This is a genomic window from Streptomyces sp. NPDC055025, assembly GCF_053608565.1.
Map to the genome: position 1 here is coordinate 1 of NZ_JBSGVS010000019.1, position 14,698 is coordinate 14,698.

General features: G+C 72.1%; 8 protein-coding genes. 2 read left to right on the plus strand and 6 right to left on the minus strand.

Annotated elements, in window-relative coordinates:
* Positions 1-41 precede the first annotated feature (41 nt).
* Positions 42-908, minus strand: coding sequence for an AraC family transcriptional regulator (locus tag ACWGDX_RS14370; RefSeq protein WP_453625465.1), 867 nt, complete (start codon positions 906-908; stop codon positions 42-44).
* Positions 909-1,057: 149 nt separating this feature from the next.
* Between ACWGDX_RS14370 and ACWGDX_RS14375 the strand changes: the two genes are divergently transcribed.
* Both ACWGDX_RS14375 and ACWGDX_RS14380 read left to right on the plus strand, forming a co-directional pair.
* The gene (locus tag ACWGDX_RS14375) at positions 1,058-1,633 is read left to right on the plus strand and encodes a TetR/AcrR family transcriptional regulator (protein WP_453625467.1); all 576 of its coding nucleotides are present in this window, start codon (positions 1,058-1,060) and stop codon (positions 1,631-1,633) included.
* 303 nt (positions 1,634-1,936) lie between these two features.
* Positions 1,937-2,647, plus strand: a complete 711-nt coding sequence (locus tag ACWGDX_RS14380; protein ID WP_453625469.1) for a hypothetical protein — start codon at positions 1,937-1,939, stop codon at positions 2,645-2,647.
* A gap of 523 nt (positions 2,648-3,170) precedes the next feature.
* Here ACWGDX_RS14380 and ACWGDX_RS14385 read toward each other — a convergent pair.
* The 5 genes from ACWGDX_RS14385 to ACWGDX_RS14405 all read right to left on the minus strand — a co-directional run bounded on the left by ACWGDX_RS14385 (position 3,171) and on the right by ACWGDX_RS14405 (position 14,417).
* Positions 3,171-3,854 carry a helix-turn-helix transcriptional regulator gene (locus ACWGDX_RS14385; protein WP_382858392.1) on the minus strand — a complete coding sequence of 228 codons (684 nt, stop codon included), beginning with the start codon at positions 3,852-3,854 and terminating at the stop codon, positions 3,171-3,173.
* Positions 3,855-4,253: 399 nt separating this feature from the next.
* Entirely contained in the window at positions 4,254-7,085 is a 2,832-nt protein-coding gene (locus ACWGDX_RS14390) for an ATP-binding protein (RefSeq protein ID WP_453625471.1), read from the minus strand.
* Positions 7,075-10,098, minus strand: coding sequence for an AAA family ATPase (locus tag ACWGDX_RS14395; RefSeq protein ID WP_453625473.1), 3,024 nt, complete (start codon positions 10,096-10,098; stop codon positions 7,075-7,077). The genes ACWGDX_RS14390 and ACWGDX_RS14395 overlap by 11 nt, the downstream gene beginning before the upstream one ends.
* 24 nt (positions 10,099-10,122) lie before the next feature.
* The gene (locus ACWGDX_RS14400) at positions 10,123-13,041 is read right to left on the minus strand and encodes a helix-turn-helix transcriptional regulator (protein ID WP_453625475.1); all 2,919 of its coding nucleotides are present in this window, start codon (positions 13,039-13,041) and stop codon (positions 10,123-10,125) included.
* A 620-nt stretch (positions 13,042-13,661) separates the two neighbouring features.
* Positions 13,662-14,417: a thioesterase II family protein gene (locus tag ACWGDX_RS14405; RefSeq protein WP_453625477.1), complete on the minus strand. Its 756-nt coding sequence runs from the start codon at positions 14,415-14,417 to the stop codon at positions 13,662-13,664.
* Positions 14,418-14,698 lie beyond the last annotated feature (281 nt).

The following is a 14,698-nucleotide window of genomic DNA, read 5'->3' on the forward strand; positions in this document are numbered from 1 at the left end:
GGGCCGATGACCCCCGCCCCGCGCCCCCGCCCCGCGCTCGCTCAACGTGAGGCCGGCTCCACGGGAATCCACAGCTCCGCGTCGGCCGTCTTCCCGTCCGGCGACAGCCGGGTGCGCAGGATCTCGGGGCCCGGCACACTCCGGTACGGATTGGACGGGAACCACTGCGTGTAGACGTCCCGCCACAGATACTGGAGCGCCCGCGGGAACTCACCCGAACTCTCGAACACCGCCCAGGTCCCCGCGGGGACGGTACGGCTCTCCATGTCCTCGGGGACCGGCGCCGCCGTCACCACCCCGTGGTAGTAGTCGAGTTCGGTGCCCTCCGCCCGGCTGTCGTCGATCTTGTCGCTCACCCCGACGATCCCGCGAGGTTCCTGGTCCGACAACTCCTCCAGCCGCCGGAGTGTCTCCTGCCCGATGCTCCGGATGAAGGCGACGAGCGCCGGGTTCATGCCCTCGTGTACCAGAGGGACCCGTGCCTTCCTGCCGACCACCCGGAACGCCGGCTTCTCCACGACCCGGTACCGCATGCTGCTACTCCCTTCGACGATGAGACGGAAGGACATCCGGGGCTGGGAGCGCAGCGCGGCGCCGGTCCGTCTGGCCTCGCCCGGTCCGACGCCGTGCACGGCGCGGAAGGCCCGTGCGAACGACTCGCCCGAGCCGTAGCCGTACCGCGTCGCGATGTCGAGCAGCGTGCTGCCTCTGCCGAGCACCTCGGCGCCGGCGACGGTGAGCCGTCTGCGGCGGATGTACTCGGACAGCGGGATGCCCGCCAGCGCGGAGAACATCCGTCGGAAGTGGTACTCCGATGTGACGGCGATCCGCGCGAGTTCGGTCATCTCGATCCGCTGGTCGAGGTTCCGCTCGATGTACTCCATGGCCTCGTTGAGCCGCTCCAGCACCCCCGGACCTCCTTCCCTTTTCCACTCGTCACGCTAGGGACGGCCCACCCTGCCCGACCCGGCATTCCATGCCCGAATCGGTCGGGGACGCACGGTCAGCGGATTGTCCATCCTTTGGGATGGCTCATCCGATTCGGTAGAATGGGAGCGTGGCCAGGACCGTGACACCACCGCCGCGCAGGGCGGATTCGCTGCGTATCAGAGCGCGGCTGCTGGTCGAGGCGCGGGCGCTGCTGGAGCGCGGGGAACTGCCGCTCCAGCTCAATGAACTGGCCCGCAGGGCGGGTGTCGGTGTCGGTACGGTCTACCGCCACTTCGCGAGCAGCCGGTCGCTGCTGGAAACCCTGGCCCTGGAGCCGTTCCACGAACTGCTGGACATCGCGCGCGCCGCCGTGGACGAGCCCGACCCGTGGGCGGCGCTGGAGCAGCTGCTGCACGCGCACGTACGGCTGGAGACCGAGCACAACGGAGTGCGCGAGGTGCTCGCGGCGACCGCCGACGAACAGCCGGACACGGCCGCGCTCAAGGCCGAACTGGACGCGCTCACGGACGGTCTGCTGCGCCGCGCGCGGTCGGCGGGAGCCGTCAGGGACGGCGTCGACGCCACCGACATACGCAGTCTGCTGTGCGGGATCGGATACGCGGCCCGTATCTCCGGCAGCGCACCCGACGAGGCGGCGGAGCGCTATCTGCGTGTTCTGGCCGACGGGTTGCGCAAGCACTGAGAATGCCGTCCGCCGACGGCCACGGGCGGTCCGGTGCGCACAACACCGGTACGACCAGTACGACCGGACACACGGGCAACTCGCCCAAGACCGACCGGACTTGGACCGGCCCCGACAAGGGCGGACAGCGGCCCGGCAGGCCCCTGCGGCCCTGTGCGGCGGGACGTGACAGCGCTGTCGGCGGTAACACGATGACAACGACGGCGCGCCGTCTGTTGGCCGCCACAACGCAACACACCCTACTCTGCTCTACAGCGGTCACCGACGGGGTCAAGTGGTGACCCGGAACGAAAGGGCGACACCATGACATCCGTAACCGGCACTCCGGGCAGCATCGAGGCGACCACAGCGCTCCTCCTGAGCGAACTCCCGCAGCTCGAAGCACAACAGCAGGCACTTCAGAACGAGCTGGCGGCCGTCACCGAGCGGTTGGGCTCGGTACGTACCGCCCTGACCGCGCTCCAGTCGCTGTCGGCCGCTCCCCATGTACCGGAACCGGCGGTGTCCCCGGAGGCCGGCGCCGAGTCGGGGACGGAGGACGGCGCCCCGGCCGGGGAGCAGGCCGAGGAGTCCGCCGCGACGGCGGCCGAGGAGACGGCCGAGGACGCGACGGCCGAGGACGCGGCCGGCACGGACGACGACACGGCCGGCGCGAGCGCGGAGGGTGACACCGAGGAGGACGCGAAGGCGGCGCCCGCCTCCGCCAAGGTTCCCCGAGCGCGTGCGAGCCGGACGGCACCGGCGGAGGCTCCCAAGGAGCGGAAGCGGCGTACGGCGAAGAAGGCGGTCCCCGCCGTCGAGGAGCAGCCCACCGGTGGTCTGACCGAGCAGATCCTCACGGTCCTGGCCAACTCCGCCGACGCCCCGGTCCGGGCCCGCGATGTGGCGCAGGCGCTGGGGCGCGACGAATCGCCCGGCAGCATCAACGCCGTACGCAGCACGCTCGACCGCCTTGTCGGTTCCTCGCGGGCCCATCGCGCGGGCCGTGGCCTCTATCAGGCCGTCCAGGGCTGAGCGGCGACGCACGGGCCGGCGGTGCGCCGGTTACCGTCGGTCCGGATTCGGCCGCCACTCCCGGGAATAGCGGGCAATGTGCGGGAAAGGCCGGTCGTATCCCGCCCCGGGGAAACACGTCTACGCGCATCGCACACCGGATCGCCGCTTCGGGTGTCCCGGGACGGACCGTCAAGCCAAATCAAAAGTCGTCTACCGATTCGGGCAGCAAAACCACATCTCCGGGTGAGCAAAACCACACGGCGGTCAATGTGTTCGAATTCTTGACGAGGAAAACCGGTCTTCAGAACGCAATTGCGGTGGGTTCCGTGCTCACTCAAACAGACAACGGAACAGTGGAAGCGGACCACGGTCACGCGTACCGCCCCGGAGAAAACACGGAAGCCCGCACAGGGCCACGGAACCCTTCGACGGGGTTCCACAGTTCTGTGCGGGCTGCGCGGAGGGTACCGGCCGTATGGACCATACGGAGCGCGCGGGCGGAAAACCGGCCCGCCAGGCCGCTCCCGGCGGCCCGGCGGTGTCACTTGATGAAGTCCTCGACCACCTTGGGCGGCCATGTACCGACGTTGAGAACACCCATCGAGTAGGCGCGGGAGACCAGGGCGGCCCGGTTGGGCACCCGGAGCTTCCGCAGCAGACCGGTGACGTGGTATTCCACGCCCTGCCGGCTCAGATAGAGCCGTGAGGCCAGCGGAATCGTCGACAGACCCGCCGCTATGCCTTCGAGGATCCGCGCGTCGATCTCGGTCAGGATCTTCTTCTGACTGGTCAGCACGCCCGCGTCGGACTCGCTCTCCGACGAGCGCATGAGCACCAGGATCGCGGCCACGTCGGGGCTCTCCCCGCTGACGGCCGCGGCCGTCAGGGTGCCCGCGAACGCGGAGTCCTCCGGCCCCAGGGCCACCACATGCGAGGCGAACCGCTGGCGTTTGCCTTCGACCAGCCGGGAGAACTGCCGCATCAGCGGTTGCTGGACACTGGGGTGCACCAGCTCACGGAAGCTGCGTCCGCAGACATCGGCCGAGGAGTCGCCGAAGCGGCGGAAGAACTCCTGGTTCGCCTGCTGGACGGTCAGGGCCGGGTCGAGCGAGGCCATACAGAGCCCCGCCTGGTCGAACTGCTGGGCACCTCCGCGCCCGTGCTGGTCAGGTACGAGTTCGGTGGGTTTGAGCTGCGCCGAGTCTACGAGTGCGGCAATCGCCACGAGACCGCCATCCTTTCGGGTCCCCCGGTTCTCTGGGAATTGACAACGACGCTATGCGTCAAATAGCTGCGGTATCCGGTCCGGCCTGTACCGATTGATCGGTTATCCATTTACCGAATTGAGACTAGGTAACCGCGCGCTCACGCGTCAACAAGGTCCCCTGTTCATCGGGCTAAAGCTGTGGTCGAACCCGGGGAAGGTTCGGTCCGCAATGGCGATGACACGGGATGGGAAAATCCCGGCATGCCGGGCGGGACCGACCGGGCACCCATCCCGCGAATGAGCCGCCTTTGAGGTTCTCCTGAGGTTTGTCCGGCACGGCGGGACCGAACCACGGGGCGCAGTCGTCGCACGGGTCACACCGCCCGTAGCATGCAGTTAACACATATGTGTTCGCATCTACGCGGGGAGCGCGTCCGCCAGCTCGTGCCGGCCCGAGATGCCTAGTTTCCGATAGGAATTCGTAAGATGTTTCTCGACGGCCCGGGAACTCACACCGAGTTCACCCGCAATTTCCTGATTGGTGAGGCCACGGCCGACAAGAGAGACAACTCTGCGCTCACTGCGGGTGAGCACGGCCGTCCGCGGCGGCGGGGCGGGCGTACCGAGGCCGTGCTCGGCCTGCTCGACCAGCCAGGGCGCGCCATGGGCCGCGGCGATCGCGCCCGCCTCCCGCAGGGCGGACTCCGCCTCCGGGACACCGCCGAGCCGCCGGCCCAACAGCACCAGGGTTCTGGCGAGTTCGAGGCTGTGCGAGGAGCCGCGCAGTACGCCGACGGCCTCGCGCAGCAGGGGCACGCCCTGGCCGCCGCGGAGCCAGCCCTTGAGCCGCAGGGCGCGGCCGAGCCCGGTCGGCGCGCCCCAGGCCGCGGCCCAGGTGTGCTCCTCCTCGGCCAGCGCCAGTGCGGCGTGTGAGTCACCGAGCCGGTGGTGGAGGCCGATCGCGTGCGGCCGCCACGGGAAGAGCGCCGAGTTCTGCCAGCCCGAGGCCTCCAGTCGACGGCCGCAGGCCAGCAGGCCCTCCAGGGCCCTGGCGCGGTGGCCGCGCTGGGCGTCCACCGATGCCTGGAGGATCCGCAGGGTCACGGTCACGGCGAGGCCCGTGGGCCTGCGGGCCTGGGCCCGGAGCAGGATCCGCTCGCTGAACACCGGGTCGCGCAGCTCGAACGCGACGGCGCAGAGAACGAGTACGGCGGTCTCACGCCAGTCCGCGTCGGCCAGCCCCATGGCGCGTTCGGCGTACTCGCGCGCCTGGCCTGGCCTGCCCTGCATGGCGAGAACCAACGCCCGTTCCGCGAAGAGGAGCACACCGTCGGCGCCGGTCGTGTTCTGCCGCCGGGTCTGCTGCTCGCTCGACAGCCAGGAGCCGACGTCCCGAATCGATTCGGCGGCGAGCAGCGTGATCACGACCAGCGGCACTCCGGTGTACGCGCCCGCGGAGCTGGCCGGTTCGCGTTCCAGGACGCGGTTGGCCGTGCGGGCCGCCCCGGCCGCGGTGAGCCGGCCGGTGAGTGTGCCCGCGCAGAGCAGCACGGCCACCAGCTCGCGTTCGGCGGCCGAGCCGACCGGTGGGTCCTCCCCCAGCTCACGCAGGCGTTCGGCCGCCGAGGCCAGTTCCCCCGGATTCTCGTGCCCGTGGTGGCGCAGCCGCGCTTCGAGGCGCACCGCCAGCTCGCGCGCCGGTGCGTCCAGGGCGGCGGGCGCGCCGAGTTCGGCGGCGGCGGCGCGCAGCAGGGCGGCCGTCGCGGGGGGTAGCGTGCCCAGCAGGGTCGGCGGGATGCGCAGCGCCGCCGCGGCCCGGTCCCTGGGGGTGGTGAGCAGAGGTACCGCCTGGACGATATGGCGCTCGCACGCCTCCGGGTCGAACCCCCGCTCCGCGGTGGCCAGATCGACGAGCAGCCGGGCCCGGTCCGTGTCCTGGGCGCGGTGGGCGAGCAGCGCGCGGCGCAGATAGCGGGCCGCGGTCTCCGGCGCGCCCCGGCGCAGCGCCGTGTCGGCCGCCGCCCGCAGCACGGGTACGGACCAGGAGCGGCCGGGACCGGTGACGGCCATCAAGTGGGCGGCGACCTGTTCGGCCGGACAGCCGCTGCGGTACAGCAGGTCCGCCGCGCCGGCGTGTGACCGCTCGCGCTCGGCCGGGGTCATCGACGACTCGATCGCGTCCCGTACGACACGGTGGGTGAAGCGCGGCTCCCGGGAGCCGGTCAGCAGCCCGGTCTCGTCCAGCGCGCGGCGCGCGGCGCCGAAGCCGATCTCGTCGAGTCCGGCCAGTTGCGCGACGAGCGCGGGTTCCGCGTGGTCGCCGAAGGCGGCGATCGCCGCGGCCAGATCGCGTACGGCAGGTGTCTGGGTACGCAGATGGCTCGCCAGCCGGTCCCGTAGCTCGGCGGGCCGCAGCGCGCGCACCTGCCCGATGTGGTCCGAGGTCGGCGGGAAGCCGCGTGCCGCCGTGCCCAGCAGTACCGACATCAGGAACAGCGGGTTGCCGCCGGAGACTTCGTGGCAGGCGCGCGCGTACTCCTCGTGCCCCGGGCCGCCGCGCCGCTCGCGGATCATGGCCCGGGTGGCGTCGAGCGACAGCGGGGCGGGCCGCAGCACCCGCGCGGCGGCCCGCGCGACTTCGCGGACCAGGGGGTGCCGGGCCCTCGGCTCCCCGTCCCGGAGCGCGCAGACGAGGACGGCGCGCGGTCCGTGCGGCCGTCCGGCGAGATGGGCGAGCCAGCGCAGCGAGGGGACGTCGGCCCATTGCAGGTCGTCGATGAGGATGAGCAGCCGGGCGTTCTCGCCGAGGCCGGTCGGCAGCGGCCGGAGGCCGTACAGGATCGCCTCGGACACCATGGCGGCCCCGCCGCCGTCCTGGCACGCACCACGGGTGTGGTCCTCGCCGTCGCCGTATCCACGGGCGTCGGGCACGGTGTCGGCGGTGAAGATCCGGGTGATGCCGCCGGCGTCCCGGGCCCAGCGCGTACGGTCCTCCTCCGGGGCGCCCGCCACCAGGCTGTCGAAGAGCTGGCGCACCACCCCGAAGGGGAAGTCCTGTTCCACCGGGGCGGCGTTCGCGCGCAGGACGCGTACGTCCTCGCCCGCGCAGAGGCCGGGCAGCCGCCGCAGCAGGGCGGATCTTCCGATGCCGAGCGGACCGGACAGCAGTACCGACGACGACGTGCCCTGCGCGGCGGCTCTCAAAGCGGCGCTCACATGCGCCAGTTCGGTCTCCCGCTCAAGAAGCATCCGTCGGCCGTCCTTCCATGGTCCTCACCAACTCGCGCAGTTCCTCACGCCCGGTGATACGCAGCTTGCGGTAGGTGTTGCTCAGTCTCAGCTCCACCGTGCGTCTGCTCACCGACAGCAGTTCCGCGATCTCCCTGTTGCCGTGGCCGCGCCCGGCGAAGGTGGCGGTGCGCTGTTCGACCGTCGACAGCGTCGTCCACTCGCGCGGCGGCGCGGGCGGCGACGGTCTGGACGGTTCTTCCAGCCGCTCGGCGAACCGGCGCAGACTCACGGCGATCCGGCTCGACGGATAGGCGGTGACGAACGCGGACAGCTCGTCGGCCGTACGCGCGGCGGCCCGCCGGTCTCCCTCTTCCAGTTCGGCGGCGGCGAGCTGGACGAGCCCCCACGCGTGGGCCAGCCGGGCGGGTGAGTCGCGCAGGACGCGCGTCGCACCGCGGGCCCTGACCACCGGCCTGCCACCCGTGCCGGTCATCGGTCCGGCCCACAGCTCGGCGAGCCCGAGCGCGCTCGCCGTACCCCAGCGGCGGGCGAGCGTCAGCTCCGAGAGGCTCAGCCGGGCCGCCTCGGCGCGGTCGCCGAGTGCCTTGCCCGCCGTGGCGGCCAGCGGGCGCCAGCACAGCAGCGCCGGATTGCCCCACCCCCGGCGCAGCAGCAGCCGGCCGCTCTCCTTGGACAGCTCCAGCGCCTCGGTCCACCGCTCGTCGACGGCGGCGAGCTGGGCCCTGGCGAGGAGCAGCGAGGACCAGGCCACACCGTCCTCCGCCCCGGCGGGCGCGGGCGCGGCGGCGAGCGATCTCGCCCGCTCGTGGCGTCCCGCTTCCAGGGCGGTGGCGATCCGCAGGGCCATCAGCTCGGGGGCGACGAGCGGATGACGGCTCGTCAGCGGCAGCGCGCGCTCGGCGGCCTCGGCGTCCCGTTCCGCGGCGTCGAGCATGCCCGTGCGCAGATGCAGTTCGGCCCGTACGGTCAGCACCCGCGCGACCGCGGCCGGGAGGTGATCGCGGCGGGCGGCGGCGAGCAGGGCGGTCAGCTCGGTGGCCGCCGCCACACAGTCGTCGGTCAGGATCAGTGCCTTGCAGGCGGCCAGCCGGGGAAGGAACAGCGCGGCGCCGGGGCCGCCCCCGGCCAGCGCGGCGCGGGCGAGCTCCCCGGCCGTCTCCCGGTCCTCGCCCCGCGCGGCGAGCTGCCAGGCCCGTACCCCCGCCTGGGCGGGCTCCGAGGGGCGGTCGGGGAGCGCGGGAACCTCGGGCACCATCGGCTCGGGGTCGTCCTTGGCGTCGTCGGCCAGCCAGAACAGCGCGAGCAGTCCGTCCCGTTCGGCGTCACGGGTGTCGTGCAGCGCTTCGGCGGCGGATCTGCGTACGGCGTCGCTGTTGCCCCGGGCCAGCGCCAGATCGAGGGCGCGGACCCTCAGCCCGGCCGGGACATCGCCGCCCGCGCGTACGAGTTCGGCCAGCCTGCGGTCACCGGCCTCGGGTGAGCGGACCGCTTCGACGGCGGCCAGTCGCAGGCTCAGCCGGGCCCGCCCGTCCGGCTCCAGCGGCTCGCGCAGCGCGCGGGTCAGACACGCGACGGCGTTGTCGTGGTTGTCGGCGCGCAGGGCGGCGGCGAAGCTCCGGCGCAGTACGGGGACGGCCCAGGAGGAGCCCAGCGGTGGCGAGCGGAGCAGGAGATGGGTGAGGTCCTCGTCGTTCACGGATGCCCGGTGGGCCTGTTCGGCGGCCCTGGAGTGGAGGGCGGCCCGTTCGCCGGCGGGCATGTCCTCCAGCAGACGGGCCTTCACCAGGGGGCAGATCGGGGCCTTCATCCCCACGGAGGTGATGAGCCCGGCCGCCTCCAGCATCGCGCGCAGGTCCCGGCCGACGGCCGGCCGCAGTCCGGCCACGGCGCACACGAGCGAGAAGGGCAGCAGATCGCCGCAGACCGCCAGCGTCCGCAGGAGCGTGGTCACTTCGGCGGGCAGACCGCTCAGCGCGTGGGTGACGAGGTCGCTGGCGACCGCCGCGGCGATCGCCTTCAGTTCGGACAGCCGGGCGGCGACTGGTTCATGGCCGTGGCCGCTGAAGCGCCGCAGCACTTCGTGCAGCGCGGTGGGGTTGCCTCCGGTGGCCGTCCTGGCCGCCCGGACGAACCGCTGGTCGCCGGGGGCGCCGCAGACCAGCCGTACCGCCGCGGCGACACCGCCCTCGCTCAGGCCGTGCACCACGAGCCGCTTCACGGTCACCGGGGCCGGGGGGAGAGCGCTCAGCCAGTCGGGGCCGCCGGCGGACAGCGCGCTGCCGCTCGCCATGACCGTGAGCGGTGTGTCCGGGGTCAGCCGCCGGATCAGTGTCTCCAGCCAGTGCCGGGAGGCGGGGTCGAGCCACTGGGTGTCCTCGATGACCAGCAGTGTCGGCGCGGTGCGCGCGGCACGCAGAAGTCCATGGAGTCCCGGAACCGGATGAGGCTGTGCCGGGGTCGGACCGTGTGCGTTCTCGTGCGCGTTCTCGTGCGCGTCCTCGTGTGCGGCGCATCCGGTCAAGGCCCGCAGGGAGCGCGGGACCTGACCGTCCCGTAGCGCCGGACCGTCCGTCCACTCCGGTCCGCCCGTCCACCGCGGACCGTCCGTCATCGGCGCGGGCCCGTCCGGCCGGCACCGCCCGTTCGCCGGTGCCCGGACCGTGTCCGGAGCGCTCGCCGGGGCGGGTCCGTACAACGCCGTCATGAGCTGGACGACCACGCCGTACCGCAGCTCGCGCTCGGCCGGGGCGGCTTGTGCGCGCAGCACCCGTAACCCGTTCTCCCCGGCGAGCCTGGCGGCCCAGCCCAGCAGGGCGTTCTGCGCGTGTCCCGGTCTTCCGGTGAGGGTCACGATCGCCGCGCGCCCGCCGCTCAGCTCGGCGAGCACGGAACGCAGCACCGTCTGCTCGGGCCTGCGCTCGAACAGCGGAATCTCATCGCCGTGGGTGTCCGGACCGTACGTCCACTCCGTGGACCGCGCGCTCGGACATTTGTCGTTCCGGCCAGTCACGCGCACCGCCTCGCTCAGTTCGCTTCAGCGTCGCCAGCGTGACTCGATTACCCAGCCGGGAGGTTGTCCATCAGGGATGTCCGGAGTGTGCAGAATGGCGCCCAGTTCGGTCCGCCGGCCGACCCCCAGCTTCCGGTAGACGCTGGTCAAATGCGTCTCGATGGTGCGTACGGTCACGAAGAGGGACTCCGCGATGGAGCGGTTGCTCGCTCCCGAGGCGGCGAGACCGGCCACCCTGCGCTCCATTCCGGTCAGCATGTCCAGCGGTGAGGCGCTCATCTTCCGCATCCTGCCGCCCGCGGTGACCAGCAGTTTGCGGGAGGTCCCCGCGAGGGCCAGCGCGCCGCAGCGCTGGGCGAGGTCGGTGGCGGTACGCAGATGCTCGCGGGCGCCCCGGTGGTCGCCCGTCTTCAACAGCGCGCGGCCGAGCAGGAATTCGGCCTGGGCGTGTGTGGACCTGGCCGGTGAGCCCGCCAGCATCCGGACCGACTCGGTGAGCAGCTCGATGCCGGCCGCGCCGGGAGTGATCACACCCCGGGCGAGAGCCGCGAGACCGAGCGCGCGCGGTGTGCCCCATCGGGCGGCCAGTTCGCCGCCGTACTCGGTGATCTCCCGGGCCTCGTCGGCCCGGTTCATGAAAGCGAGTAGGGAGGCCGCCTCCGCCCACCACGGGAGGAACGCCGGGTTGGTGAACCGGGACTCCTCCAGCGAGTCGCCGCAGTCGAGGAAGAGGGCGAGGGCCGCCTCGCGGTCGCCGAGCGCCCACCGGGCTCGGGCGCGGGCCATCAGATACCAGTGGTACTCGATGACGAAGCGGTCCAGACGTGGCCGTTTGATCCCGAGGAGCAGTTCCTCGGCGCGCTCGGGCTCGTCGCGGTCGAGCAGCACGGTCGCGAGCGCGATCTGCGGCATCGCGGCGCTGTCGCCCCACCGCTCCTCTCCGATGATCTCGATCGCCGTCTGGGCGTCGGCCAGCGCGTCCGGGACGGCGCCCACGCTGTGCAGGACGAAGGCACGGGCGGAGAGCCCGAGCACATAGGTCCAGACGGCGGCCGTCTCCTGGCTGCGCTGGAGCAGACCGTCCAGCGCGTCCAGGGCCTCGCCCACCTCATCGGCGAGGCCGAGTGCGAACGACGAGGCGATCAGCGACCAGCTCTCCAGCTCGGCTCCGGGGAAGCTCATGGCCCGGCGGGCCTGTTCGGCCGTCCGCTCGGCGGAGCGGCCGTCCATCGCGGTCAGTACCGTCATCATCGCGAGCTTCTGCCGCTGGGCGCGGGTGTCGCCGGGCGGCACGGCCAGCCGCGCCGCCCGGTCCCTGGTCGCGGAGACCGTCGCCTTCTCGTCCGCGCCGATGATCAGCAGGACCGATTCGACCAGGGTGTGCAGCTCGCGGTCGGCGGGATCGGGTCCGGGCGGCAGCTCGGCCTCCAGGGCCGCCAGCACCTCCTCCAGCACCCCGACCCCCGTCGGCGCCTGCTGTACGGCCAGACACGTCATGCCGTACCGCACGGCGACCATCGCCCTCGTACGGATGTCACCGGCCCTGGCGAGCGCCTCCTCCAGCAGCCGGATGGCCTCCGGCGGGTTGATCTCCGCCAGCGATGTGGCCATCCGGACGCGGACCCGCACGCTGTGCGGCTCCACCTCCAGCACCCGGTGCAGATACCGGACCGCGGCCTCGGGCGCGCCCCTGCTCTCGGCCTGGAGCGCGGCTTCGCGGAGCACTCCCGGCATCCACGGCTGGGTCACGGCGGGCAGCAGCATCAGCAGTCCCGCGACATCCTCGGCTGGCCGGCCCGCGTCGCTCAGCAGGAGTGCCGCCGTGGCCCGCAGCTCGGCCAGCGCCCGCGCGCCCATGGGTTCGAGCACGGCCGAACGCACCACGTCATGCACCAGATCCGGCCGTCCTGGCGCCAGCAGTTCGGCACGCCGCAGCACGAGCATGGCGTCGGCCACGAGTGAGGCGGGCACACCGGCCAGCGCGGAGAGGAGATCGGGGGACTCCTCGCCGAGGACCGCGATCGCCCTGGCCACCTCGCGCACCCAGCGCGGCTGCCGCTCCAGCAGTGTGCCGACCGAGAGGGTGATCACCTGGCCGCCCACCTCGGCGAGTCTGCGCTCGCCCTTCTCGTCGGGCCGGACGCCTTCGGCGCGCAGCTCGCCCAGCAGCCGGCTGAGGGTGAAGGGGTTGCCGCCGGAGACGGCGGCGGCGCGCTCGACGAAGCCCGGTCCGACGGGTCCGACGGGGGCGGGGAAGATCTGACGTGCCATCTCCCCCACGTCCTCGATGGTCAGCGGGGCGAGCCGGAGCGGCGTGGGACCGTGCTGCGCGGCGATGTCCGCCAGGGCGGCGGCCGCGACGGGCTCGGCCTCGCCGCGCTGCGCGAGCACGACCAGCAGCGGCAGACCGTCGGCGCGCCGCAGCAGGAAGTCGACCCAGCGCAGGGAGCGTTCGTCGCACCACTGCACATCGTCCAGGACCAGGACGAGCGGGCGGTCCGCCATCAGATTCGCCGCGAGCCAGTACAGCCCGTGCAGCACGGGATAGACACCGGAGGCACCGGCGCCCGCCGTCGCGTCGTCGGCGGGTCCCGAGGTGAGCGCGGGCAGCGCGCGCCGGGCGAGCCCGCGCAGCAGGGGTGAGTTCCTGGCGTCCTCGCCGCTGAGACCGAGGGAGCCGAACAGCTCCCGCACGCCGCCGTATCCGGCGCCGCTCACGACCTGGCGGCAGGAGCCGTACAGCACCGCCATGTTCCGGCAGGCCTCGCTCCTCAGGAAGGCCCGGAGCAGGCTCGTCTTCCCGATACCGGCCGGTCCCGACAGAAGCACCAGACCCGTGCGCCGGGCGCGCGCGGCCTCGGCGTGGCGGGTCAGCACCCGCAGCTCACGGGCACGGCCGACCAGAGCGCTGGACAAACCCATGAGATCGGCCTGATCCAGCATCAAGGTCTCCTCGGATCTCGGGGGACACAACAGACGCGCTGACTCGTCGATGACATCCCGCACAACAAAGTTGAAGGAACAACAATCGACCGGACGCGCGGGTACGTGATCACGGATCCCCGTTGGATCCCGCACCCATGGAGCCGGCGGCACCGGTGGCTCCGGGCGCGCTGAGCGGGTCATCGACCAATCGATGCCTGGGGACTACCCCGCGCGGACTGGATCACTCACCGCCGTCTTACAGACGCCAGAAGTCGCTTGGGGAGCGAGAACACGGTATAGGGGGACGCCGGCGGTCTCCCGGCAGAACACCGTCCCGGAAGGGCAACTCCCTTCCGGTGTACGGCGTTGACGGTGTTCTGCGGTGTTCCGCGCCATTCGATGGTGCTCGGTGCTGATGCAGATGCCGGCACCGGTACTCGTGCTGGTGCTGGTGCTCCGCACGGAGTGTGGGGATGGTGTGTGCGGAGGGGGATGGTGGTGTGTGGGGGGATGGTGGCGTGCGGGGGCGGGACGGCGACGGATGATGTCCGAAAGCCGGACCGTGGTCAGCCGAACCGTGTCGGCGGACCGTGTCCGCAAACCGCGGTCCGCAAACCGCGGTCGGCGGACCGCGGCCGTCAGCCGCCGGACGTCAGATGTTTCCGCAGGACCGCGATCACGGCGGGCGCCTGGGCGCTGAGAAAGAAGTGCCCACCGGGGAAAACCTTCAGTTCGAACGCTCCCGTGGTGTGTCCGCGCCAGTCCTCGGCCTCGTCCAGCGTGGTCTTCGGGTCGCTGTCGCCGGTCAGTACGGAGACCGGCGCGCGCACGACGGCGCCCGGCTCGCACCGGTAGGTCTCGATGGCGCGGTAGTCGCTGCGGATCGCCGGCAGGATCAGGCGCAGGATCTCCTCGTCGCCGAGCAGCTCCGAATTCGTACCGGAGAGCCGCTTCAGCTCCGCGACGATCCCCTCGTCACCGAGGCGGTGCACATTCTCGTCGCGGTGCCGCGACGGCGCGCGCCGCCCCGAGGCGAAGAGACGGGAGAGCTCACCGCCGTCGGCCTCGAACCGCCGCGCGACCTCGAAGGCGAGCGTCGCGCCCATGCTGTGCCCGAAGAAGGTGGTCGGCCGGGTGTGGAGCTGTCTGCGCAGCGCCGCGTAGACCTGGTCGGCCATGGTGCCGATGTCATCGGGGCTGGTCTCCCTGCGCCGGTCCTGCCGTCCCGGGTACTGCACCGAGAACACCTCTGCCACGGAGGACAGTTGCGCGGACACCGGGAAGTAGAAAGACGCCGAGCCACCCGCGTGGGGGAAACAGAAGAGCTGTCTCGGGCTGTCCGGTGCCTGGTGGAAGCACCGTGCCCAGAGGCTCTCCTCGGTGGACGTCGTCATCGTGTCGCATCCTCCTCAGAGCTGGGTCGAGCGGTCCGGACCACCGGGCGATCCGGAACCGCTGGGCGTCCGGGCCCGGTTGGGCTTTGTCACACCGATCATTGTCACACCGATCGACTGCCGTCACGGTCCGGTTCCCGGCCATCCCATTCCACTGGGGCGGAGAGTGGGAAATTCCCTAGTCTCTGCGCGCTCGCCGTGACGGAGCCCACCCCGGCGGCCCGGCCGCGACCCTGGCAGCCCGGCCGAATCGCGGTCCCGCCGGGCTGTCAGGGTCGATT